At 42.1% G+C, this 26661-nt stretch carries 15 protein-coding genes; 13 read left to right on the forward strand and 2 right to left on the reverse strand.

From position 1 onward, the window contains the following. Positions 1–53: 53 nt before the first annotated feature. The 13 genes from D1Z92_RS08955 to D1Z92_RS09015 all read left to right on the forward strand — a co-directional run bounded on the left by D1Z92_RS08955 (position 54) and on the right by D1Z92_RS09015 (position 24961). Positions 54–1352 carry an N-acetylmuramoyl-L-alanine amidase gene (locus D1Z92_RS08955; RefSeq protein ID WP_128895327.1) on the forward strand — a complete coding sequence of 433 codons (1299 nt, stop codon included), beginning with the start codon at positions 54–56 and terminating at the stop codon, positions 1350–1352. A gap of 35 nt (positions 1353–1387) precedes the next feature. After that, the gene (locus D1Z92_RS08960) at positions 1388–4036 is read left to right on the forward strand and encodes an S-layer homology domain-containing protein (RefSeq protein ID WP_164931526.1); all 2649 of its coding nucleotides are present in this window, start codon (positions 1388–1390) and stop codon (positions 4034–4036) included. 352 nt (positions 4037–4388) lie between these two features. Further along, entirely contained in the window at positions 4389–5027 is a 639-nt protein-coding gene (nth, locus tag D1Z92_RS08965; RefSeq protein WP_128895329.1) for an endonuclease III, read from the forward strand. Between the two features lie 30 nt (positions 5028–5057). Next, entirely contained in the window at positions 5058–8756 is a 3699-nt protein-coding gene (locus D1Z92_RS08970) for a dynamin family protein (protein WP_128895330.1), read from the forward strand. A 27-nt stretch (positions 8757–8783) separates the two neighbouring features. Beyond that, complete coding sequence (locus tag D1Z92_RS08975; RefSeq protein WP_164931527.1) at positions 8784–9554, forward strand: GDSL-type esterase/lipase family protein; 771 nt, start codon at positions 8784–8786, stop codon at positions 9552–9554. 15 nt (positions 9555–9569) lie between these two features. Continuing rightward, positions 9570–10520, forward strand: a complete 951-nt coding sequence (locus D1Z92_RS08980; RefSeq protein WP_240666631.1) for an ABC transporter ATP-binding protein — start codon at positions 9570–9572, stop codon at positions 10518–10520. Beyond that, positions 10513–11505, forward strand: a complete 993-nt coding sequence (locus tag D1Z92_RS08985; protein ID WP_128895333.1) for an ABC transporter permease — start codon at positions 10513–10515, stop codon at positions 11503–11505. The genes D1Z92_RS08980 and D1Z92_RS08985 overlap by 8 nt, the downstream gene beginning before the upstream one ends. Before the next feature lie 69 nt (positions 11506–11574). Beyond that, positions 11575–13545, forward strand: a complete 1971-nt coding sequence (parE, locus tag D1Z92_RS08990) for a DNA topoisomerase IV subunit B (RefSeq protein WP_128895334.1) — start codon at positions 11575–11577, stop codon at positions 13543–13545. 7 nt (positions 13546–13552) lie between these two features. Then, the gene (gyrA, locus tag D1Z92_RS08995; RefSeq protein ID WP_128895335.1) at positions 13553–15982 is read left to right on the forward strand and encodes a DNA gyrase subunit A; all 2430 of its coding nucleotides are present in this window, start codon (positions 13553–13555) and stop codon (positions 15980–15982) included. 12 nt (positions 15983–15994) lie between these two features. Then, complete coding sequence (locus D1Z92_RS09000; protein WP_128895336.1) at positions 15995–16405, forward strand: MarR family winged helix-turn-helix transcriptional regulator; 411 nt, start codon at positions 15995–15997, stop codon at positions 16403–16405. 346 nt (positions 16406–16751) lie between these two features. Beyond that, a complete protein-coding gene (locus D1Z92_RS09005) occupies positions 16752–18929 on the forward strand; it encodes a peptidase G2 autoproteolytic cleavage domain-containing protein (protein ID WP_240666632.1) in 2178 nt (725 codons plus the stop codon). A gap of 169 nt (positions 18930–19098) precedes the next feature. Continuing rightward, entirely contained in the window at positions 19099–22005 is a 2907-nt protein-coding gene (locus D1Z92_RS09010; protein ID WP_240666633.1) for a peptidase G2 autoproteolytic cleavage domain-containing protein, read from the forward strand. Between the two features lie 55 nt (positions 22006–22060). Next, positions 22061–24961: a peptidase G2 autoproteolytic cleavage domain-containing protein gene (locus D1Z92_RS09015; RefSeq protein WP_240666634.1), complete on the forward strand. Its 2901-nt coding sequence runs from the start codon at positions 22061–22063 to the stop codon at positions 24959–24961. A gap of 128 nt (positions 24962–25089) precedes the next feature. Here the strand turns inward: D1Z92_RS09015 and D1Z92_RS09020 are convergent, their stop codons facing one another. Both D1Z92_RS09020 and D1Z92_RS09025 read right to left on the reverse strand, forming a co-directional pair. Beyond that, positions 25090–25776, reverse strand: a complete 687-nt coding sequence (locus tag D1Z92_RS09020; RefSeq protein WP_128895337.1) for an RluA family pseudouridine synthase — start codon at positions 25774–25776, stop codon at positions 25090–25092. Between the two features lies 1 nt (position 25777). After that, complete coding sequence (locus D1Z92_RS09025; protein WP_128895338.1) at positions 25778–26641, reverse strand: class I SAM-dependent methyltransferase; 864 nt, start codon at positions 26639–26641, stop codon at positions 25778–25780. Positions 26642–26661: the final 20 nt, after the last annotated feature.

Genomic DNA, 26661 nt, shown 5'->3' on the forward strand with positions numbered 1-26661 from the left:
TATAAAGGTATATAAGATAACACAGAAAATATACACCATTGGGGGAGGGAGCTATGTTAAAGAAATTACTATCATGTGGTCTAATTATTGCAGTAAGCACATTTGCATTTACACCGCACTTACTTGCTGCTAGTTCGGAAGAGAAACTAGTTGTGAATGGGAAGGAAATAACGCCGAAACATCCATTGTTGATAAAAAAAGGCGATCCTTTTATGTCATTGGAAACATTATCATCGATAGAAACGTTTGATACTACAAGTAAAATTGGGGATGTCGTAACGATCGAGATGGATGATGTCGAGCTGGAATACGACTTGGATGATAACACATTCACTGTAAACGACGAGAAGGTAAACACATCATCAAAACCATTCGAAGAGCAAGGCACAGTATACATACCTGTAAAGGATTGGGAAAGTTATATAGGATTTGATGTTGTGTATGATGATATGTCCGACAACACTTATGTTTTCTTAAAAGAGAAAAATCCAGTTCAACCAGCAACCAGTAAACTACTAAACATCGAAGTAAGTGGAGATGAAGTATACTGGGATACTAGCTATTATGTGGAACCAGAAATAACGAGATGGAAAGACCCACAGCGAATGCACATTGATTTACCAAATACGGAGCTTTCAAGCGACTTGAAAAACAATGCTACGATGAGTGTAAACAATGATTGGGTTCAATCTGTACGTTTTGAGCAACTAGATAGTACCGCTAGGATTATACTAGATTTATATGAAAAAATAGATTACGAGATCGATGCTAATGCGGTGCAACGTGATGTGATGATGACGATGTCGGAATATCATTTTAAAATTGTACTGGATGCTGGACATGGGGATCATGATCCTGGGGCAAGAGGGCACAGCGGTGGCCATGAGAAAGATTTTGTACTCAGTGTAACGACGAAAGTGGAAGATTTACTGAGACAAGAAGAGGATGTTACGGTCTATATGACGCGACAGGACGATACGTTCGTTGAGTTATATGATAGAGGAAATTTGGCCAACGAAGTAAATGCTGATTTGTTTATCTCTATTCATGGTAATGCACATGATAAAGAGTCGATTAATGGTACAGAAACATATTATTGGCAAGATGAAAGTTTAGAATTTGCAAGTATCGTACATGAAGAATTAATAGAAACAACAGGATTTGTAGATCGTGGCGTGAAGAAAACCAACTTTAAAGTGATTAGAGTGGCACAGATGCCAGGCGTACTGTTGGAAATAGGTTTTCTAACCAATCCTGGAGATGAAGCCGCAATGTTAAACGAACAGTTTCAAGTAAGAGTAGCTGAAGCCATTGTCGATGCAATAAAAACATATTTTGAAATGGAAGTATAATTAGCTTGTCAACCATATAGAAAGGGATGATTTTTTTGAAAAGAAAGAGTTTATCCGTATTACTTACACTATCTTTAATTTTATCTGCATTTGCTTCCTTTGGAACATCTGCACAAGCAGCAAGTATAAAGACGAAGTTCCCAGATGTTAAAAATGAACATTGGGCGATTATGCATATTTACAAACTAGCAGCACTCGGTGTCATTTCTGGTGATAGCAATGGGAAATTTAGACCAGAAGATAAAGTGAGACAACAAGATGTTATTATCATGGCGCTTCGTTACATGGGGTACTCTGATGATGATATTAGTAAAGAACTTAGCAACAAAAGATTCACATTGGATGTGGAAGTAGATGACTATGCAAAAGACGAAGTGTTTTTTGCAACAGAAATAGGATTACTTGATCTAGAAGAAGAGAAAATGATACTAGAAGACGATGAAAAGTTCGGAACAAAGTCAGCATCCAGAGAATGGGCGTCGAAAATTTTAATCCGCGTTATCGATAAAGAAGATGAGATCGATAACATGGAAGACAAATTAGGAACTTTTACCGACCGTTCTGAAGTTAGTGATTGGGCAGAGTCTTATATGAATGCTGCAGTAAACTTAGAATTAATTAGAGGAATGAACAGTGGAAAGCTGGCTCCCAAAAATAACGTAACAAGAGCACAAATGGCTACGCTTTTAAGTCAAGCAGATGATTATGTAGATTTAGGAGACTTGCATATAACAGGAAGAGTCAATAGTATCACCGAAGATAGCATTTCTGTGATCGACAGTGAAGGGGATGTGCAAGAGTTTGACTTAAACGTAACGACAAACTATTTTTATAATAACAAAAAAGTAACACAAGATGAGATTGAATCTTTTTATGAAGTGGCCGTTATTGCACACAGTAACACAGCTTACTATGTTGAAATCTTAAATAAAAGTAAGTACCAAGTGCATGAAGGTATCCTTTATGATGTGGACTATGATGATAAAACGATTACGTTAGACCAAGACGGTAAATTGAACGACTATACTTTCATGTCTTCCACTACATTTGTAGACAACGATGGGAAAGGATTAAACTTCAGTGATTTAATTACGAAGAGTCAAGTAAAACTGAACTATGATCCGCAAAGTGACGATGGGAAAATTAAACAAATTGTCCTCGTTCAAGCACCTGTGAGTAAAAAATCAAAAGGTACGATCGTAAAAATAGAAGATGACGAAATTTCCATTCATGATAAAGAAAACAATGAAATAGAAACATATGAAGTTGCGGATGATATGAAAGTTGTGTATGGAGATAAAGAGTTAACAAGTGCACAGTTAGGATTGAAAGATGAAGTAGAATACATTGTAGAATCCGATGTATTGGAGAAAATTTCGATTACAGAACCGAATGAGCCGATAAGAGAAGTGAAAGAAGGATTTTTCATTAGCTTTTCATATGATAGTAGTCTCAATTCTAACATCTTAAACATTCGTATCAATGATCAGCCACAAGTTTACTACGTAAGTAAAGATGTAGCAGTCATTTTAGGTAGTCAAGATTATGCGACAGTAGAAGATTTATCTAGTAATGATTTATTACGTATTGAGCTAGATCAATACTCCAAAGTAACTAAAATTGAAGTACCAAACCGCAGCTTGGAATTTAGACAACTGCAAACGATAGATTTTATCTCTAGTGATACGATGAGAATGTTTTTTAAAGAAAGTAATGAATTGTATTATTATGATGAAAACACACCAGTATATGTTGATGATGAAGTATTGAACATCGTCGATGCCCTTGACGAAAATGAGTTGAAAGAAGGGCTTAAAGTCGATGTGATGGTGTCTGGTGATAAAATTTTCTCCATCACGGTGAATAACGATTATGATGGATTGATTACGGAAGTAAATCTAACGAAAAATACGATCACCATTAAGAGTAAAGATGACACAGAAAGAGTATTTGACATGGGGTCTAACATCTCTGTATATCGCAGCGATGCTTCAACAGGAAATAAAAACAACTTGAAAGTAGGAGCTCCTGTACGTATTACGTTAGATTCTCAGCAAGAGAAAGTGTCTAAAGTATACATCAAATCATTAATGTGGTATGAGATTACAGACATTAATACATCTTACAACGAATTAAAACTTGAAGATGCAAATGGAAAAGACAAGAAAGTAAAAGTGAATTCATCTTTCCTTATCTTCAACCAAAAAGGTGATTTAATTACATTAGCAGACTTAGATGAAGGAGATACATTAATCGGCGTATACGTTGGAAAATCATTAAAAGAAGTGTACTTGAATGAATCTAAATCTGGTAGAGTAACAGATATGAACCAAAACTTAGATACGTTCTCATTAGAAGATTACAACGGTCAAAACTATACGATTAAAAACGTATATGATGTAGACATTGACGTGCAAGATCGAGTGGAAGTATTAACAGCAGCAGACCTTGTCTTGATTCAAGAAATTGAACCGATGGATAAAACGTTCTGGAAATTGTCCAACGACAAGCTATATGTAAAACGAAAAAATTTGCAAAATGAAAAATATATTTTTAGCATCTCTTCTCTTCTCACTGTAAAAGATGATGATGGAAATACGATTAAATTAAGTGATCTAGATGAAGGGGATAAAATTGAAATCTACGTAACAAATGGAGAAGTCGTTGAAATTGTACAGGACTAACTTCCCACACCTGCATGCTTCATTTACTAGGAAACCATTTTGTTCGCTTTTTATACGAACAAAATGGTTTTTTTTGCTTGATTTGCTTACTGAATTCATATAAACTGTTGACGTATATGACGGATACAAAAACATACTATATAAGTTGAATTAACTTGTTAAACCAACTTATTACCACTATGCATAAGATGGAGAAATCTCTATATCACAACCTTTGGACCTGGCTACTGAGGTGCAAACTTGTATCTTATTATTTCTTCATCTTATATATCAACCTATTAAGGTGCATTCCATGAGGAAATCAGATCATGCAACAGCGATGATAGGGAAATGAACCATGAAGGGAGACGTCATGCTTACTTTAGTGCAAATAAGACGCGTTTTAGACACATTTGCTGAAATGTTTCCTGATGCGCATTGTGAATTGAATCATCAAAATCCGTTTGAACTAACGATTGCCGTATTGCTATCTGCCCAGTGTACAGATGAAAAAGTAAATAAAGTGACGGCTTCTCTTTTTCAAAAATACAAAAAGCCAGAAGATTACTTAGCCGTTCCTTTAGGTGAGCTGGAGCAGGATATTAAGAGTTTAGGTTTATATCGTAATAAAGCAAAAAATATTCAAAAGCTATGTCAACTCTTACTTGATAAATATGATGGACAAGTTCCAGAGCAGCATGAACAATTAGTAGAATTACCAGGGGTAGGTCGTAAGACAGCCAATGTCGTTGTATCCAATGCCTTTGGCGTACCTGCGATTGCCGTAGATACACATGTCGAACGAGTGAGCAAAAGATTAGCTATCTGCAACTGGAAAGATTCTGTATTAGAAGTAGAAAAAAAGTTAATGAAAAAAGTTCCAAAAGAGGAATGGACACTCACGCATCATCGACTTATTTTTTTTGGTAGATATCATTGCAAAGCGCAAAACCCGCAATGTACAGCATGTCCATTACTCGATATATGCAGGGAAGGTAAGAAAAGAGTGTAAGAGCTATCTACGTCATGGGAGAGAAAGTAAATGAGCGAAATATTGTTGGAACAAAGTAAAAAACAGAATGAGCACCAACATCAAGATAGCAATGACAACTTGAAGGATAACTTGCATGCCATTGCAATTAAAATGAAGCTTGCTGAAGATGATGAACATGCTGCAAAAGTAAACCAATTAATAGAAAAGTGGGAGCAGAAAGAACTGTATATTGCTTTTTGTGGTCATTTTTCCGCTGGAAAGTCCAGCTTAATAAATCAACTTTGTGGCAAACCATTACTACCTTCTAGTCCAATCCCAACAAGTGCTAATGTAGTTTCCATTCGCAGTGGTCAAACTGCACAAGCAAGTATGACTTATGTAGATACAGATGTGGTTAAGCAAGTGGATGTGCAGCAATTAGATGAGCATTGCTTAGATGGTGATATTTCTTCTATTACTATTCAATATCCACTGGCGGGGTTAGATGAACATACTGTATTACTCGATACTCCTGGTGTAGATTCTACGGATGAAAGGCATCAACTAGCCACAGAGTCAGCGTTGCACGTAGCAGATGTCATTTTCTTCGTGATGGACTATAATCATGTACTGTCAGAACAAAACTTTTCTTTTGCAAAGCGGCTCTTAGATGACGGGAAAATCGTATTTTTTATCATTAACCAGATCGATAAGCACGTATCAGAAGAACTTTCCATGCAAGATTTTGCGCAGCAAATAGAGGAAGCGTATGCCAACTGGGGTGTCGTTTCCTACGGCAACATTTTTTTATCCAGTAAATATCCGCAGCACGAACGAAGTCAGTGGAAAGCATTCATGCAGTTAGTGCATACACTGCAACAACAAAAAAATGTGCTCATTCAACATAACAGTCAAGTTTCCGTGGACAAGATTATTTCTGAACACGGGGAAAAGAGAATGCAGCAGTTTGCAAAGCAGCGTGAAGCAATGGTTAGTCCCTTATCAGGCAGTGTCGAAGAAATAGAAGCAAGATGGGATACTTTGCAGCAGCAAAAACAAAGGATAATGGAACAAGAAGATCAGTCGCTCATGGAATTGAAAAATAAGGCCATGGACGTTATAAAAAATGCCAACATTATTCCTGCACAGACCAGGGAGTTGATGCATCGTTTTTTAGAAAGTCAACAGTCAAACTTTAAAATGGGACTTATATTTTCTGCTGCAAAAACCGAGAAAGAAAAGAAAGCAAGATTACAGATGCTGCATCAGCATATGGTAGATCATGTTCAAATACAAATTGAAAAACATCTGTACAGCATCTTTCAATCTGAATTTACGCTGCCATTAGATCCAGCTTGGTTTATAGAGCAACAGCAGCCAGGTGCAGTGTGGTCTAATCAGTATAGTATGAATTATGCGCAACATTGTTCAGAACAAATGAAGAAAATGTACAGAACATATGTGAATGAACAACTTGCTCTTGTAACCAAGGAAAAGAAACGCCAAGCGACAGAAGAAGCACAACAGGTAGCGCTGGAGATAGCGCAGAGTCAAACTGAAATGGATATCATAGCTAACATTCGTCATATAGAACAAGAACAAGCGCAACATATACAATCTTTACGTTCGCTTGTACCTAGTGTAAGCGATGTAGCAGTCATGCAGCATATGTGGGAACACTTGATGCATCATGATAACGATCATCACGATCATCACGATCATCACAATCATCACAATCATCAGAACCTTCTTGGAAGTGATGACAACATAGAGCAAATGAGCGCAGAACAGACTGAAAAGCACCATCAGACTGCTAGTGATCATGATGAACAGAAAGAACAGCTGCATGCTTCCATCAAGCAGGAATCTATTCATCCAGAAATGGAATGGAAAGCTGAACTAACAGAATCAGCTAGTAAATTAGAAGCAGCTGCACAAATCATTGAACCTTTTTCAGCTTTAGCACCATTACGAACCATAATGACAGAAAAAGCAAAACAATTTCGCAATAATCAGTTTACCATCGCCTTATTTGGTGCTTTTAGTGCGGGTAAATCATCGTTTGCCAATGCATGGATAGGTTTGGACGTATTGCCTGTGTCTCCACATCCCATGACGGCATCCACCATTAAAATCATGCCGCCAACGTTTGAATGTCCCCATGAAACGGCTAGAATAAAAATGAAGAGTGAAGATGTGCTGCTCCAAGATATGATGTATGCATTAGCATCTCTTGGATACACCGTAACTTCGATTACAGAGTGTTTAAATGTCATTGAGCAGTTAGATGCAAAAGAAATTAGTGCAAAAGGAAGAGGGCATTTTGCATTTTTACAAGCTGTAGGTAAGGGATGGAACGACCACCAACATCAACTAGGTGAAACGTTGCAAGGGGATAAAGCAGTCTTTCATCAGTTTGCAGCAGAGGAAGAAGATGCTGCGTTCGTAGCGCATATAGAATGGTATTTGGACTGTCCTGCGACAAGGATGGGCATTGTCCTAGTGGATACACCTGGTGCAGACTCCATCAATGCTCGCCATACGGATGTTGCTTTTAACTATATTAAAAATGCGGATGCTATCATTTTTATTACGTATTATAATCATGCTTTCTCTAGAGCAGATCGCGCCTTCCTACAACAATTAGGAAGAGTGAAAGATCATTTCGCATTAGATAAAATGTTTTTTGTCATCAATGCGATCGACCTAGCTTCCTCACAAGAAGAAGTGCAATTGGTCATAGACCATGTGAAAAATAATTTGTCCACATTTCAGATTGTACAACCACACATTTTTCCTATATCTAGTATGCAGGCGTTACGCGCTAAGCGTGAAGGGGACGATCAACTTTACTATCAGTCACGAATGCCAATATTAGAACAGCACTTGGCTGCTTTTTCATTACAAGAAAGAAAGCAGATGTCTACCGTTTCCTTGCAAAACTATATACGCTCCGCTATACATCATATAGACGGATGGATTAGTGAACTAGAACAAGGAGAAGTAGAACGAGAAGCGCGTATGCAGCACCTGCAAGAAGTTGCTGAGGTGCAGAAGGAAAAGCTGCATGGTATCTCTTTTGAGGCACAACGAAAGCAAATAGAAAATGAGATGCAAGAATTACTTTACTATGTAAAACAGAGAGTGAAGTTTCAGTTTCACGACCAATTCAATGCTGCATTCCACCCTTCTTCTTTGTCTAGAGAGGGTAAGCAGATGACACAAAGTATGTTACAATGTTGGAACGAATTAGTTCACGATGTTTCTCATTTTGTTTCACAGGAGCTGCTAGCAACGAGCCTAAGGATTGAACGCTTTTGCAAGCCACTGTTAACGCAAAAATTGGAACAGTGGGAAGATGAAACGAAAGAGAAACTAACAGGTTATACTTTTTCACAAAATGAGCTGACGGCTTGGCCCACTCCAGAAGTGAAACAACATGTGGAACCTCCATCCTTATCGGTACAACAGTTAATGAAATACTTCAAAAACGGAAAGTACTTTTTCGAACAAGAAGGAAAGAAAAAGCTGGAAGACGTGTTAGCTAACGAATGGGAAGTAGCGGTTCAACACCATGTTTCGCAGCATCAAACGATGTTTTCTTCTTTTTATGAAGAGGAAATGAACAAGCAATTAGACAAATGGAAAACAGATGGTGCAAACTCTATTCATCATTATGTCATAGGGATACAACAGACATTCCAGCAAAACATGTCTGTCACGACATTAGAAGAAGCAAAACAGCAATTAAATAAAATCAAAGCTTAGCCAAAGCATAGAAAAGAGGGAATAGCCTTGCATCAAAAAAATGGGATATGGCGCTTATTGTTCATCACATCCGTGGTTACGGTTGTATTGTTAATCGTAGGATTCGGTTATGCTGCTAGCTCTGTTTTATTCCCACCATCCGGAGGGGTCGTTGTCACAGAGCCAGAAGAAGAAATAGTAGAACCAGGAACGATCCGTCTTATCGCAATTGGAGACTCGATTACGAATGGATTTGGTGATGAGTCTGGTAATGGCGGATATGCAAGCATCGTTAGAGATGCTTTAAAAGAAGAGGAAGACATAGAGCAAGTTGTCTTTGCTAACTTTGCTATCGATGGGTATACCACTGTTGATGTATTGTCCGATTTAAATGAAAAAGAAGGCATTAAAGACGAAGTGAAAAAAGCAGATATGATTTTAATGACCATTGGTGCCAACGATTTACTTCCGACTTCAGAAGAAGTCAACTTGGAAGTTGTAAGTGGTAGAAGAGCAGAAGTGTTGAATAATTTGCAATCCATCTTTACTCTCATAAGAGAATATAATAGTGAGGCTCAAATTGTTTACACTGGTTTATATAATCCATTCGTGGAAATAGATATGGACAAACAAATTAGTATTGAAATTGATAGCTGGAATTCCGATGTGTTTAAGCTAGCTACAACATTTGACAACATTTTAGTCGTAAGGCCAGATAATTTATTCCATGGTGATGAATTTTTTGCATTTGATAACTATCATCCAAGTTTTTTAGGACATGAGCGTATTGCAGAACGAATTATGCAAGCTATAAGATAAAGGGGACATGACATAGTGGGAACAAACCATATTTTAACCGTTAAACATGTCAAGAAGAACATAAAGGGCAAACCGATTATAAATGATATTTCTTTTACTGTAGGAGAGGGTGAAATATTCGGATTTCTCGGTCCCAACGGTTCTGGAAAAACGACAACGATTCGCATGTTAGTAGGGCTTATTCAGCCGAGTGAAGGGGAAATAAGCATCTGTGGTAAAAGTGTGCGTAAACAACGAGAAGAAGCACTGAAGTACGTTGGAAGTATCGTAGAGAACCCAGAAATGTACCCATACTTAACGGGGTGGGAAAACTTAGAACACTTTGCGGCTATGCTTCACAACATTACCTCGGATAGAATAGCAGAAGTGGTTAATATCGTAGGGATGGATAAAAGAATACATGACAAAGTGAAAACATATTCACTCGGTATGCGTCAACGCCTAGGGATAGCACAAGCGCTACTAGGAAAACCGAAATTATTAATTTTAGATGAGCCTACAAATGGGCTAGATCCGCAGGGTATAAAAGACTTGCGTGCTTTTATACGAAAATTGGCAGATGAAGGACTATCTATATTTGTATCCAGTCATCTATTAAGTGAAATACAAATGATGTGTGATCGAGTTGCTATCATTCAAAAAGGGGAGACGTTAGCCGTAGGTGCGGTGGATGAATTGCTCTCACAAACGAAAAATCGTATTTTGTTGACGGTATCGCCATTAGAAAAAGGCAAAGAGGCACTACAGCAGATGGACGAAGTAGAAATCTTACCGCTCTTTACAGAAGATATGGAATCTGTAGTCAATGGATTAGAGCCTATTGCCGTTCATATGGACGTCGATCGTGTTCCTGATGTGAATAAAAAATTAATGGAAGCAGGCATAGCTGTCTACGGGATACATACGAAAGACCCAACTCTGGAAGATATGTTTCTTCATTTAACGGAAGGTGAGCAAATTGAATAATATATTACCACTCGTTCGCAATGAAGTCATGAAAATATGGAAGAAAAAAAGATTTTTTGTTGTGCTTCTTTTATTACTCGTCATGATACCTATATTTACCTATGCGCAGTACAAACTGGCTACGAATATTCAAGAGCAAATGGGTACAACCGATTGGAAATTAAGTGCACAAGAACAAGTGCAGGATTATACCAACCGCATCAACAGTCCTCGTATGTTAGAGGAGTGGAAGACGTATTATAAGATCGAAGTAGAGCGATTGCAGTATCATATTGATAACAACGTAGATCCACGATCTCCAAATGGAGTCACGTTTACCCGAGTTTTCTTGGAGAACTCCATAGGATTGTTGCTACCGCTGTTAGTATTAGTCATTGTTTCTGACTTAGTTTCGTCGGAGTTCCAGCAAGGGACGATCAAGATTTTAGTGACGCGACCCGTAAAGCGTTGGAAGGTGCTGACGAGTAAGTTTATTGCCCTTACGTTCTACGTTTCGCTGACCGTATTTTCACTGGTCATTATGGCCTATCTTATTTCCGGAGCCATATTCGGTTACGGTGGATTTGACGCTCCAGTGTTCATGGGATTCCAGCAAGTAGGAAGTAGCATTGATACGAACGGAGCATATGTTGTAGAGCAATGGCAGTTTCTTTGGATGTCCATGGGGCTTGCATGGTTTTCCAGCATGGTCGTTGGTTGCTTAGCGCTGATGGTGTCTATTCTGATACGAAGCACCGCAGCAGGCATGGGGGTCATGGTATCTACGCTTATCGCAGGTACGATTTTAGCAAATATGGCAGCTTCTTGGGAAAGCGCTAAATACTTTTTTATGATAAACTTAAATACAATTGTGTTTTTATCTGGTCAAAAACCACCAGTTCCAGGGATGGATCTATCATTTTCTTTAATTAATCTTTCGTTAACAGGCCTTGCTGCAATCATTGTTTCCTATGCCGTGTTCACGAAACAGGATATATATAATTAGTTTACGACCTAGAAGCTGGTCGAATTTTACGACGCAGTGGATTGAAGTTGAAAGGGGAATTAATGCTTTATGTCTGAGCAATTAAAATGGTTTGAAGAACAAAAAAATCAGACAACAAACTATGATGCCGATGACATTCAAGTCTTAGAGGGACTGGTTGCCGTTAGGAAAAGACCCGGGATGTACATTGGAAATACGAGTACATCCGGGCTACATCATTTAGTTTGGGAAATTATAGATAATGCCGTAGATGAGCATTTAGCCAAATATTGTTCTGAAATTAAAGTCACGATACATAAAAATCAATCCGTTACGGTAGAGGACAATGGAAGAGGGATTCCTACCTCAATGCATAAAACGGGTATACCGACACCACAAGTCGTGTTCACCGTGTTGCACGCTGGTGGTAAATTCGGTGGATCAGGCTACAAGAAATCGGGTGGATTACACGGCGTTGGTGCTTCTGTCACGAATGCGTTGTCTGAATGGTTACAAGTGGAAATTTATCGTGACGGTAAAATCCATCGTCAGCGTTTTGAATACTGGGTGGACGACAGCGGGGAAGAGCACGTCGGTGAACCTACAACCTCGTTAGAAATCATTGGCAACACGAGAAAGACAGGAAGTAAAATTACGTTTAAACCAGATCAAAGGGTGTTTAAACAAGGAACGAACCTGAACTACGATACATTATCTGAGCGATTGCAAGAAATTGCCTTCCTTAACTCTGGTTTGAAAATTAACATTTTGGATGAGCGCAATGATAAGGCAGATACATTCTTCTATGAAGGTGGAGCGAAGCAGTTCGTTGAATATTTGAATGAAGAAAAAGATGTTTTGCATCCTGCCATCCACTTTGAAACGGAAAAAGATGAAGTGGAAGTGGAAATAGCCATCCAGTATAACGGAGGCTATACGGAAACGATCGTATCCTTTGTTAACTCTATTCCTACCAGAAGCGGGGGAACACATGAAACTGGATTTAAAACAGCATACACAAGGGTCATGAACGAATATGCACGTAAAAATATGCTGCTCAAAGAAAAAGAGAAAAATCTCGAAGGTGGAGATCTTCGCGAAGGCATGATGGCGATTATCAACGTCAAAATGAGCGAAGTCGAATTTGTGGGTCAAACGAAAGATCAGCTAGGTAGTGCTGTGGCAAGAAGTGCGGTAGATGCCGTTGTAGCAGATAAAATGTCTATCTTTTTAGAGGAAAATCCAGACGTCGCACAGAAATTAATTAAAAAATCGATACAAGCGGCAAAAGCAAGAGCCGCAGCAAGAAAAGCACGTGAAGAAGTAAGAAGCGGGAAAAAAGGCAAAAACCAAAGTCTAAGTCTAGGCGGTAAACTCACTCCTGCTCAATCGAAAGACTTCACGAAAAATGAACTCTTTATCGTCGAGGGGGATTCCGCTGGTGGATCTGCCAAGCAAGGTAGAGACTCAAAGTTTCAAGCTATCCTTCCGTTAAGAGGGAAGCCGATGAACTCAGAGAAAGCGAAGCTGCTTGACGTATTGAAAAACGAAGAATACAAACTCATCATCTCTGCTATCGGTGCAGGGGTAGGCACGGAGTTCGATCATAGCGAAAGCAATTATTCTAAAGTGATTATTATGACAGATGCCGATACGGACGGGGCACATATTCAAGTGTTACTGCTCACCTTCTTCTATCGTTACATGCGCAGTTTGATAGATGAAGGAAAAGTGTATATTGCTCAGCCACCACTGTATAAAATATCGAAGAAAAGTGGCAAGAAGACCACAGTAGAATACGCTTGGGATGAAGATCATTTGGATCGCAGAATGAAAAAGCTAGGTAAAGCAGAATTGCAACGTTATAAAGGGTTAGGGGAAATGAATCCCGATCAATTATGGGAAACGACGATGAACCCAGAAACAAGAACGCTATTGCAAGTACAGATTGAAGATGGAGCCAAAGCAGAGCGAAGAGTATCGACTTTAATGGGTGATAAAGTAGATCCGAGAAAACGCTGGATTATAGAACATGTAGATTTCACAGAGTACGAGGAGTGATCAATAATTGAGTACTGCAGAAAAATTTTCACCTGCTTTTTTAGAAGAAGTGGTGGGCGACCGATTTGGTCGATATTCAAAATACATTATACAAGATCGTGCGATTCCTGACGTTAGAGATGGCTTAAAGCCAGTTCAGCGCAGAATTTTATATGCCATGCACGAAGCTGGCAACACAGCAGATAAACCGTATCGTAAATCTGCTAAAACGGTAGGGGATGTCATGGGGAGTTACCATCCTCATGGCGATACGTCTATTTATGACGGCATGGTTCGCATGGCGCAACCTTGGAAAATGATGCATCCGCTCATTGATGGTCACGGTAACTGGGGATCACTAGACGACGATCCAGCAGCGGCAATGCGTTATACCGAAGCTAGACTTTCACCCATTGCTTCGGAAATGATGCGTGACTTGGACAAAGAAACGGTACTGTTTAAAGATAACTTCGATAACTCCATGCAAGAACCAGTCGTATTACCGGCACGCTTTCCTAATTTGTTAGTGAACGGTGTAAGTGGTATCTCCTCTGGGTTTGCTACAGAAATTCCGACGCACAATCTAAATGAAGTGATTGATGCGTGTATTCATATGCTGAAAAAGAAAGAAGTTCAGCTGGAAGATTTGATGAACATCATCCAAGGTCCAGACTTTCCTACTGGCGGGATCATTATGGGAAAAGAAGGCATTAAAAATGCGTATGAAACAGGTAAAGGTAAAATATTCATTCGCTCTAAAGTGGATATAGAGAAGCTCAAAAGCGGCAAAGAGCAACTCATCATTACCGAAATACCGTATCAAGTGGTCAAATCAAAACTCGTTACGCAAATGGAAAATATCCGTCTAGATAAGAAAATTGATGGCATCGGTGAAGTGCGAGACGAAAGCGGTAGAGATGGCCTTAAAATCGTCATTGAGTTGAAAAAAGATGCCGATGCACAGAGCATACTGCATTTTTTATACAAAAAAACCGACTTACAAGTCGCCTATCACTTTAACATGGTAGCGATCGTCAATAAAACGCCAAAGCAGCTAGGTATACAATCCATTTTGCAAGCGTATATCAATCATCAAATTGAAGTCGTTAGAAATCGCTCTCAATATGAATTAGCGCGTGCAGAACATCGAGCGCACATTTTAGATGGATTGGTCAAAGCATTAAATATTTTGGATGAAGTGATTGAAACGATCAAACAGTCTCGCAACAGGCAAGACGCACAGCGAAATTTAGTGTCTACATACGGTTTTACAGAAAAACAAGCGGACTCTATCTTGACATTACAACTATATCGCTTAACGAATCTGGAAATTACGACATTAGAAAAAGAGCAAGACGAAGTCAGCAAGACCATACAAGAGCTGCAACAAATACTCAACGAAGAGAAAAAGTTATACGCCGTTATCATCGGTGATCTAAGAGAGATCAAAAAGAAATATGGTCAAGAGCGTCGTTCTATCATTCAAGACGAAGTAGAAGAGCTGAAAGTAAATTTAGAAGCGATGATCAATAGTGAGGATGTCATGGTCACGCTCACAAAAGACGGGTACATCAAACGTACTTCCATGCTTTCCTTTACGAGATCTGGTGGCGAGCCAGGGCTGAAAGAACAAGATTATGTTAAGTGGTCTATGGAAATGAACACCCTGCATACACTCATGGTATTTACGAAGCTAGGGCAATATTACATGCTCCCGGTCCACCAAATACCAGAATATAAATGGAAAGATACGGGTACTGCACTCGTAAATGTGATATCCTTAAAGAAAGAAGATCAAGTTATCTCTGTTATTCCTATTGAAAATTTTGAGCTATTTGGGAAATCCGTCGTCTTTGTTTCTAAAAAAGGGCAAGTGAAACGTACAGAACTGAAAGAATATCAAAAGAGCAGATCCAATGGAATAGTCGGGTGTAAACTGCAAAAAGAAGATGAAATTATTCATGTTGCGCTAAGTGATAACGATCACGACATATTACTCATTACTGCAAGCGGGATGAGCATTCGATTCCATGAAAGTGAAGTCAACCCGATGGGAAGAGCGGCAACCGGTGTAAAAGGGATTCAGTTGCAAGAAGGAGACCACCTTATCAAGGCTATTTGGGTCAAAGGAGATGAAGGCGAAGTTGCTGTTCTATCCAATTACGGGTATGGGAAGCGAAGCTTTGTTTTTGACTACCCTCGCCAAGGAAGAGGCGGAAAAGGCGTACTGACTTTCGAGTTTAAAGAAGGCAAACGAGTAAGAAAAAATGGAACAGAACTGATTTACGCCGAATGGGTAAAAGATGAAGTGTCATGCATAGGGATAGATGTGGATGGTGCAGAGCATCCTTTTTCATCAGAAATGATGCCTGTTGCAGAACGAAAATCAACAGGAAAAATGATAATGAAAGGTTCGGCTTCCAGCTCCATTGTTGACGTCATCCGTAGAGCCTTCTAGGAGGTATCTGTATTGAGTTCCGAAGAATTTGCTGTATTGTGGTACAAGTTATCCAAGGAATATAAAATATACATGGAACAACAACTCGCACCACATTTAACAGAGGGGCAATTCAACGTATTAGATTATTTGCAATCACAAGATACGCAATTGAAACCGTCAGATTTATTGGAGCATTTAGCCACCACACCTGCTGCGGTAACGACATTACTGGATAGAATGGAAAAGAACGGTCTGATTGAACGTCAGCGTGATCAGCAGGATCGACGTATTGTATGGATACATTTAACGGATAAAGGGATTGGAGAGTGCGAGAGAGGGTCGAACATAAGAGAACAATTTTTACAGCAATGTCTCAATCGAATCTCTTCACACAATCAGCAGTTATTCATTTATTTACTAGGGAAAGTATCCAACGGATAAAACGATATGAAAAATAAACATAGTGATACATTTATATTTTAGAAAAGAAGAGCTTTGAAAGAGGCTCTTTTTTTGTATGTAAAATGCCACAAATAAAATGTTATCTTAATGCAACTAGATAAGATGAAGAAATGATGGGATACAAGTTTACGCCTCAGTATAGCCAAGCGTAAAGTTTTGTGTTGAGATTTCTTCATCTTATGCATAGTGGTAATAAGTTGGTTGAACTTGTTTCTTCAACGTATATAGATAAATTTCGCCTAATTTTTGACTAGGCAAATGCACAGGCAACTCCCCCCTTCCTCTCATATCCTATATTAGCCCAAACACAAAGGAGAGGTAAAAATTGAGTTGCAACAGAAAAGATGATATGAATGTATGCTCGACTGCACTGGGTCAGAATACATGTGCGAGCGGTGAAGCATCGGTAGCGGAAGGAGCCGACACGACGGCGAATGGCTTTGGTAGTCATAGTGAAGGTTGTAACACAGAAGCGAATGGAAGCTGCTCCCATGCCGAAGGAGCGAATACAACGGCTACTGGCGCTAATTCCCATGCGGAAGGCGGTAGCAGTACGTCTATCGGTAGTAATTCACATGCCGAAGGATCGTTAACCATGTCACAGGGTCTTGCATCACACGCCGAAGGCACAAGCACAAGGTCAATCGGTAGTAGTTCCCATGCGGAAGGTACGAACACCATAGCCAGTGGAAGTAACAGTCATAGTGAGGGTTTTGGCTCCAATGTTGGAGCGAACGCCTTTGCAGGACATGCGGAAGGATTTCTCACGACTGCAAGTGGATCTGTGTCACATGCGGAGGGGAACAGTACGACAGCGAGTGGAATCAACGCTCATGCGGAGGGGTTAAATACAACTGCCAGTGGTGTTGTATCGCATGCGGAAGGATTTTTAACAAGTGCTACAGGGAATGTTTCCCATGCAGAAGGAAACCGAACAATAGCAAGTGGTACGAATTCTCATGCGGAAGGGGTTTTTACATCAGCAATGGGCACTGAGTCACATGCGGAAGGATTTTCAACAAGTGCTACCGGTGATACTTCCCATGCAGAAGGGTTTGCAGCAATAGCAAGCGGTGCTGTATCCCATGCAGAAGGAATTGCAACAACAGCAATGGGTGCTAATTCCCATGCAGAAGGAACTTCAACAACAGCAATGGGCTTTGCCTCACATGCCCAAGGAAGTGGAACAATAGCAGGAGCAACTGCTGCGCATGCGGAAGGTTTGGGAACGACAGCGACTGGATTTGCGTCCCATGCGGAAGGAAGTGGCACCATTGCTAGTAGGGATCAGAGTCATGCAGAAGGTCTAAATTGTGTAGCTAGAGGTTTCTCCTCTCATGCCGAGGGAAGGAACTGTATGGCAATGGGAAATAGATCCCATGCGGAAGGAGATGGAACAACAGCAGAAGGAAACAACTCTCATGTCGAGGGAAGGGGCTGTATAGCGAGGGGAAATAGATCCCATGCGGAAGGATTTGAAACAACGTCAGGGGGAACTGCTTCGCACGCCGAAGGAAATAGAACCATAGCAACCGGTGAAAATAGCCATGCGCAAGGATTAGCGACTTTGGCAATAGGGGATCAAAGCCATGCGGAAGGATTTGAAACCATAGCTAGAGCCACTGCCTCGCATGCGCAAGGTATTAGCACCACCATAGGAGCTACGCTTACTAGTGCACATATTATGGGGAACAGCGGAGATGCAAAGCTAGAAAATTCATGGCACTTAGCGGCAGGTGCGTTTGGTATAACCGGCAATGGGCTAGCCGCCTTTATTAGTGGCACGACGAATGGCGCTAATCTGGGTGACGCTTGTTTTATGGGAACAGTCAGCATGAATGCGAGCTGTAACACATGCGACTTTGCGGAAATGTTTGAGAGTATGGACGGTACACCTATTGATGTCGGCTATTTCGTGACGCTTGAAGGGAATAAAATCCGCATTGCCACGAATGATGATGACTATATACTTGGCATTACTAGCGCTACGCCAGGTGTACTTGGTGGGAATAGTGGATTGTACTGGCAGGGACAGTATGTGACTGATGAATGGGGACGCCGCATCTACGAAGATGTCGTTCAACCTCATCAATATGATGAGCAAGGCCATCTAGTACAAGGCATGCATGTGAAAAAACAACTCACCGTCAATCCAGAATACGATAAGAAGCGGAAATATACATCAAGAATGGAGCGACCAGAGTGGTCTGCTGTCGGCTTAGTGGGTCAAGTACGTGTAAGAGAGGATGGAAGCTGTGAAGTAAACGGCTACTGTATGCCGAACGCAGAAGGGATAGCAACGAATACGGATTACGGTTATCGGGTGATGGAAAGAACAGGAGAAAACCAAGTACTTGTGTTGCTCAACGGCGATCAATACGTAAAGCAAAATAAATTGCATGATCAAAATATGAAGCTACTCCAACGGATGGAGAAATCGGAACAAATTATATATCAACTACAAGAAAGGTTATCGCAATTAGACAAAAATGAAATGAGCTGAGCTATTCATAAAATATGAAAACCACATAAAAAGTTGTGACAAGCCTCTTTCATACACTTTCCACTCTTTATGATTACTCTTCACTTTTTATCCTATAGGCAAATGCACAGTCACATCTTCCCTTCCTTTCATATCCTATATTAGCCTAAATACAGGGGAGGAGAATGCATTGACTTGCAATAGAAAAGACGATATTAACATATGCTCGACTGCACTGGGTCAAAATACATGTGCAAGTGGAGAGGCCTCGTTAGCAGAAGGAGCGAATACGACTGCTAACGGCTTCGGCTCACATAGTGAAGGATGCAACACGGAAGCGAATGGAAGTTGCTCGCATGCCGAAGGAGCGAATACGACTGCAACTGGGGCAAACTCCCATGCAGAAGGAGGAAGTAATACGTCTGTCGGTAGTAATTCACATGCGGAAGGATCATTAACCATGTCGGAGGGACTCGCATCACATGCCGAAGGCACAAGTACAAAAGCGATCGGCAATAGTGCGCATGCTGAGGGTGCAAGCACAACAGCAATTGGCAGTAACAGTCATAGCGAGGGATTTGGTACCACTGTGGAAGTGAACGCATTTGCTGGACATGCGGAAGGATTTCTTACCACAGCTAGTGGATCTGTGTCCCATGCCGAAGGCAACCAGACTACAGCGAGTGGCATAGAGAGTCATGCGGAAGGTCTTGGCACAACCGCAAGTGGTGGGCAGTCCCACGCGGAGGGTAATGAGACCACCGCAAGTGGTATTCTCGGTTCGCATGCCGAAGGATCTCAAACCGTGGCAAGCGGAGCGGCGAGCCATGCGGAAGGATCTCAGACCATATCAAGTGGGGGTGCAAGCCATGCGGAAGGAAGCGGGTCAGTGGCAAGTGGATCTGCGAGCCACGCCGAAGGAACGGATACAGTTGCCATGGACAACACTAGTCATGCCGAAGGAAACAGCAGTGTAGCGTCAGGAGGATCGAGCCATGCGGAAGGAATGGGAACGACAGCAAGCGGGTTAGCAAGTCACGCCGAAGGAAACAGCACCGTGGCCATAGGTCCAGCGAGCCATGCGGAAGGAATGGGAACGACAGCAAGTGGAGATGAAAGTCATGCAGAAGGTAATAGCACGGTTTCGATTGGTGAGGCGAGTCATGCGGAAGGGATGCAAACGGTAGCAAATGGACCAATAAGTCATGCGGAAGGAATGGGAACGACAGCGAGTGGAGAAGCGAGCCATGCGGAGGGAATGCAAACGACAGCAAGTGGAAATGAAAGTCACGCCGAAGGACTTAATACTTTGGCGAATGCACCAGGAAGCCATGCCGAAGGTGAAACAACCATTGCTAGTGGAGATGATAGTCATGCGGAAGGACTTGGTACTGTAGCTAGTGGGGTCCACGGTCATGCCGAAGGTGAAGCAACCATTGCGAGCGGAAGAGATAGTCACGCGGAAGGACTTAGTACTGTAGCTAGTGGACTGAACAGTCATGCGGAAGGAATGGGAACGACAGCGAGCGGAATAGATAGCCATGCAGAAGGAACCAACACAGTAGCCATAGGTCGAGCGAGCCATGCGGAAGGAATGGGGACGACAGCAAGTGGAAATGAAAGTCATGCCGAAGGCATAGGGACGACAGCAAGTGGGCTTGCGAGTCACGCCGAAGGGGAAAATACGATGGCAATAGGTTTTTCCAGTCATGCGGAAGGACGCAATACAACGGCTATTGGTCTGTTTGCTTCACATGCGGAAGGAGATGGTACAACGGCAAGTGGTATTGCTTCACATGCGGAAGGACGCAATACAACAGCAAGTGGAATTGACTCTCATGCGGAAGGTTTGTTTTCAACAGCCATCGGAGATATAAGTCACGCGGAAGGATCGAATACTACAGCAACTGCAAATTCCAGTCATGCCGAAGGAAGTTTTACAGTAGCAAGCGGCATAGCTTCTCATGCCGAAGGACTTTCTACAGCAGCCGGTGGTTCATTCTCCCATGCGGAAGGTGAAAGCACCCTGGCAAGCGGAATGAGTAGTCATGCCGAAGGATTTAGAACGATAGCAGGCGGGATAGCTTCACATGCCGAAGGTTCCATGACCACAGCAAGTGGAAGCAACGCACACGCCGAAGGATCGGGTACAGTGGCTATGGGAGATAATTCTCATGCCGAAGGTATTAGCACTACCATAGGTGTTACCCTCACTAGCGCTCACATTATGGGTAACAGCGGCGCAGCAAAGTTAGAAAATTCATGGCACTTAGCCGCAGGTGCGTTTGGCGTAACAGGCAACGGTATTGCAGCCTTTATAAGCGGTACGACAAATGGTGCGGGTTTGGGTGATGCGTGCTTTATGGGCACCGTGAGTATGAATGCAAGTTGCAACACGTGTGACTTTGCTGAAATGTTCGAGAGTACGGACGGTAAACACATTGATGTGGGCTATTTCGTCACGTTAGAAGGAAACAAAATACGCATTGCTACAAATAACGATGACTATATATTAGGCATCACAAGCGCTACACCAGGTGTGCTTGGTGGTAATAGCGGACTATATTGGCAAGGTCAGTACCTTAGCGATGAATGGGGACGTCGCATCTACGAAGATGTGCTTATACCAGATCAACACGATGAACATGGCAACGTCGTACAAACACAAACAGTAAAAAAACAACTAGCAGTCAATCCCAAGTATGACCCCAAACGCCCTTATAAAGGAAGAGCGAAGCGAGCCGAGTGGTCGGCTGTAGGTCTAGTGGGGCAAGTGAGAGTGCGAGATGATGGAAGCTGCGAAGTAAACGGCTACTGCATGCCAAATGCAGAAGGGATAGCGACAAAATCAGAGTATGGCTATAGGGTCATCCAACGAACAGGTGAGAAGCAAGTGCTCGTGCTACTTAATGGGGATCAGTACCTACAACAACATACATTAAGACAACAATATATACAATTAGAAAAGACATCAGAACAAACCATTCAGCAATTACGTCAAGCAAATGAAAGATTACTTCAAAGGGTTGCAAAGTCAGAGCAAGCATTTCACACGTTAAATACCATCGTAGCAAGTTGGGATGAAAAAACAAAATAAAATATTCATGACGATCTATACTCCGCTCATTCCAAATACAAAGGAGAGGAAAAAATTGAGTTGCAACAGAAAAGATGATATCAACATATGCTCTACTGCACTCGGTCAAAATACATGTGCGAGCGGTGAAGCCTCGTTAGCAGAAGGAGCGAATACGACTGCTAAAGGATTCGGCTCGCATAGTGAAGGGTGTGACACTGTAGCCAACGGAAGTTGCTCGCATGCCGAAGGAGCAAATACAACGGCAACCGGCGCAAACTCCCATGCAGAAGGAGGAAGTAATACATCTATCGGTAGTAATTCGCATGCCGAAGGATCATTGACGATGTCGCACGGGCTTGCATCCCACGCTGAAGGCACAAGCACGAAAGCAATAGGCAATAGTGCGCATGCTGAGGGCGCAAGTACAACAGCAATCGGCAGTAACAGTCATAGTGAAGGATTTGGTACAACCGTGGCAGTGAACGCCTTTGCTGGGCATGCCGAAGGATTTAGTACGACTGCTAGTGGTTCTGTTTCCCATGCGGAAGGTAATCAGACTACCGCAAGTGGCATATACAGTCACGCTGAAGGTCTCGGCTCCACAGCAAGTGGTACGCAATCCCATGCGGAGGGTAGCGAGACCACCGCGAGTGGCATTCTCGGTTCGCATACGGAAGGGCTACAGACCGTGGCAAGTGGAGCGGCAGGCCACGCGACAGGATTTCTGACTGTATCAAGTGGAGGGACGAGCCACGCCGAAGGGAGCGTGTCAGTGGCAAGTGGATTTGCGAGTCACTCCGAAGGAACGAATACAGCTGCCATGGGTGATAATAGTCATGCGGAAGGAAACAGCGCGATGGCGTTAGGAGAAGTCAGTCATGCTGAAGGATTGAGAACAACAGCAAGCGATTTTGTAAGTCACGCCGAAGGAAGCGACTCCGTGGCCACAGATGAGGCCAGCCATGCACAAGGAATGGGGACGACAGCAAGCGGACAATCAAGTCACACCGAAGGACTGAATACGGTGGCAAGCGGGTTGGCTAGTCATGCAGAAGGAGTTGGAAGCACAGCAAGTGGAATTGCAAGCCATGCAGAAGGACTGGAAACGGCAGCGAGTGGAATTGCAAGCCATGCGGAAGGAATGGAAACGACAGCAAGTGGAGAATTAAGTCACACTGAAGGCCTTAATACGGTGGCGAGTGCATCAGAAAGTCATGCCGAAGGAGAAGCAACCACAGCCAGTGGATCGGCAAGTCATGCGGAGGGATTTGGTGGTGTGGCGAGCGGAATGTATGGTCATGCCGAAGGATTCTTCACCATAGCGAGTGGGTCTGACGCTCATGCGGAATGTTCTTCTGTAGCTAACGGGATGCAGAGCCATGCGGAAGGGGGAAGTACGGTTGCGGACGGAATGTCTTCTCATGCCGAAGGAGAAGGTACTTTGGCAGGAGCAACAGCTAGCCATGGCGAAGGATTCCGAACGATATCGACTGGATTAGCAAGTCATGCGGAAGGCATAGGGACCACCTCCAGTGGATTAGCAAGTCATGCCGAAGGACAAAATGCGATGGCAATAGGGTCTTCCAGTCACGCCGAAGGACGCTTTGCGATGGCCAGTGGTCTTTTTGCTTCTCATGCGGAAGGAGATGGTACAGTCGCAAGTGGTATTGTTTCTCATGCGGAAGGACGCACTACAACAGCAATCGGTATTGATTCTCATGCGGAAGGTTTACGTACAGCAGCCATAGGAAATATAAGTCATGCGGAAGGACTAGATACTACAACAACTGCAAGTTCAAGTCATGCGGAAGGAAACGGTACAGTAGCTAGTGGTGCAGATTCTCATGCGGAAGGTTTTTTTACAACAACTAATGGTGTCTTCGCCCATGCGGAAGGAGAAATGACGGTGGCTTCATTTCTCTGTCATGCGGAAGGAAACGGAGCTGTAGCAAGCGGAGTATTTTCTCATGCGGAAGCTTCTAGCGCAATAGCGAGCGGAGATGCCAGTCACACCGAAGGATTGGGTACAATGGCCATGGCAGAAGCATCTCACGCCGAAGGCATCAACACCTCCATCGGTGCCACCCTCACCAGCGCCCACATTATGGGTAATAGTGGTGCAGCAAAGCTAGAAAATTCATGGCACTTGGCCGCAGGAGCTTTTGGTGTAACTGGCAACGGGATTGCTGCTTTTATTAGCGGTACAACGAATGGTGCAGGTCTCGGTGACGCCTGCTTTATGGGCACGGTAAGTATGAATGCGAGCTGCAACACATGTGACTTTGCCGAAATGTTCGAAAGTATCGATGGTACTCCGATTGATGTCGGCTATTTCGTGACGCTAGAAGGAAACAAAATTCGCATAGCAACAAGCAGCGATGACTACATTCTAGGTATCACAAGCGCTACACCAGGCTTACTTGGTGGGAATAGTGGGTTGTATTGGCAAGGTCAGTACCTTACCGATGAATGGGGACGTCGCATCTACGAATATGTGCTTATACCAGAACAGCGCGATGAACATGGCAACATCGTACAAACACAAACGGTTAAAAAACAACTCGCAGTCAATCCCAAGTATGATCCCAAACGCCCCTATGAAAGAAGAGCCGAGCGAGCCGAGTGGTCTGCTGTAGGGTTAGTGGGGCAAGTAAGAGTGCGAGATGATGGAAGCTGTGAAGTTAACGGCTACTGTATGCCAAATGCAGAAGGAATAGCGACAAAATCAGAGTATGGCTATCGAGTCATAGAAAGAACAGGGAAAAAGCAAGTGCTTGTTCTTCTAAACGGGGATCAATACGTACAACAACATACATTAAGACAACAACATATGCAATTAAAAAAGAAATCAGAACAAACCATACATCAGTTACGTCATGCAAATGAAAGGATACTTCAGAGGATTGAGAAGTCTGAGCAAGCATTTTATATGCTTCATCAAGTAGTAGCTAGATTAGATAAAAAAATAAAATAAATGGTGTATAGGTAATATAGGAAATGAAAAAAGGCAAGGTACAACATTGCTTAGAAGTGCAAAGTAGTAAGCATTGTCGATATTCCTCGCCTTTATTATTTATATTTTAGGTGATGCTTCCAAATCCATCATTTCACATTCCACAAATCCCACGGAAATGTAGCAGGTGGGGAAGAAGTAAATGCGACACGCTCTTTCTTCGTTGGATGTATAAACGCTAATTGATGTGACCACAGCGCAATTTGCTGTCCACGGTGATTCAACTCCGCTCCGTACTTTTGATCTCCGAATAACGGACACCCTATGGTAGCACATTGCACCCGTATTTGATGCGGGCGACCAGTGTGCAGCGCGATGCGCAATAAACTAAATGCATCATTGCTATGTAACATGGTGTATGTTAGCGAAGCCTCTTTTGCTTTTGGCGTATGTTTATTCCCAACATATACTTTGTTTTCTTTCTCATTTTTCACAAGATAATGCTGCAATGTTGCTTCTGCTTGTTTTGGCTGTCCATGTACGACGGCTAAATACGTTTTGTTCATGTTTCTTGTCCGAACTTGATCCGATAAGCGAGAAGCAGCCTTTGATGTTTTTGCAAACACCATGGCACCTCCAACCGGGCGATCCAAACGATGTACAAGACCAAGGTACACATTGCCAGGCTTCTCGTTTCTTTTTTTTATGAATTGTTTCAGTGCAGTCAATAGATCTAAATCCTTCGAATCATCGGCTTGCGATAACATATTTACTGGCTTTTCCACCACGAGGACATGGTTGTCTTCGAATAGAATGATAGGTTGAAACGTCGTCATCTTAAGACTCCCATCGACCGACAATCCCACATGGAAGGACTAATTGTGATGCTGTAATCGGTAATCCAATTTCTCCTGTTGTCAATGTTCCTTTATACGTTTGACTCATCGTTTGCGTCATGATGTTGTTTAAAATTTGTGGTGAAATGCCTGTTGTATACGAATTAACAAGCATAAATAATGGATCATCTGATAACACGTTCATACACGTTTGAATAAATTCATATAAATGGGTTTCTAACTTCCACACTTCTCCATTTGGCCCTCTGCCATAAGAAGGTGGATCCATAATAATCGCGTCATAATGATTCCCACGTCTAATTTCACGTTGTACGAATTTAAACACATCGTCTACTAAGAAACGAACTTTGCGATCGCCTAGTCCAGATAAATGTAAGTTTTCTTTTGCCCATTGAACCATGCCTTTGGAAGCGTCGACGTGACACACTTCTGCACCAGCAGAAGCAGCAGCTACACTTGCTCCACCTGTATATGCAAATAAATTTAACACTTTAATGGGACGATTAGCATTTTTAATTTTATTGATAATCCAAGTCCAATTTGCGGCTTGCTCAGGAAACAACCCTGTATGTTTGAAATTCGTTGGTTTAATATAGAAGGATAAATCTCCAAACTGAACCGTCCATCTTTCAGGTAGCGTTTGGTGATACTCCCAGTGCCCTCCGCCAGATGTGCTGCGATGGTAATGCGCATCCACCTTTGTCCAGTGTTTTTTTTCATTTTCAATCGGCCAAATCGCTTGTGGCTCAGGGCGGCGTAACTTTACATTGCCCCAGCGTTCACATTTTTCACCATTTCCAGTATCTACGAGCTCATAATCTTTCCAATCTGTTGCAATAAACAATACCCTCATCCTTTTTCATT

Origin of the sequence: Longirhabdus pacifica, assembly GCF_004115085.1 — a bacterium.
Taxonomy (GTDB): domain Bacteria; phylum Bacillota; class Bacilli; order Paenibacillales; family DSM-105158; genus Longirhabdus; species Longirhabdus pacifica.

Bases quoted from the DNA above. Each gene is read 5' to 3' on its own strand.
- D1Z92_RS08955 (WP_128895327.1), top strand. From the start codon at position 54: ATGTTAAAGAAATTACTATCATGTGGTCTAATTATTGCAGTAAGCACA.
- nth (WP_128895329.1), top strand. From the start codon at position 4,389: ATGCTTACTTTAGTGCAAATAAGACGCGTTTTAGACACATTTGCTGAA.
- D1Z92_RS08970 (WP_128895330.1), top strand. From the start codon at position 5,058: ATGAGCGAAATATTGTTGGAACAAAGTAAAAAACAGAATGAGCACCAA.
- parE (WP_128895334.1), top strand. From the start codon at position 11,575: ATGTCTGAGCAATTAAAATGGTTTGAAGAACAAAAAAATCAGACAACA.
- D1Z92_RS09020 (WP_128895337.1), bottom strand. From the start codon at position 25,776: ATGACGACGTTTCAACCTATCATTCTATTCGAAGACAACCATGTCCTC.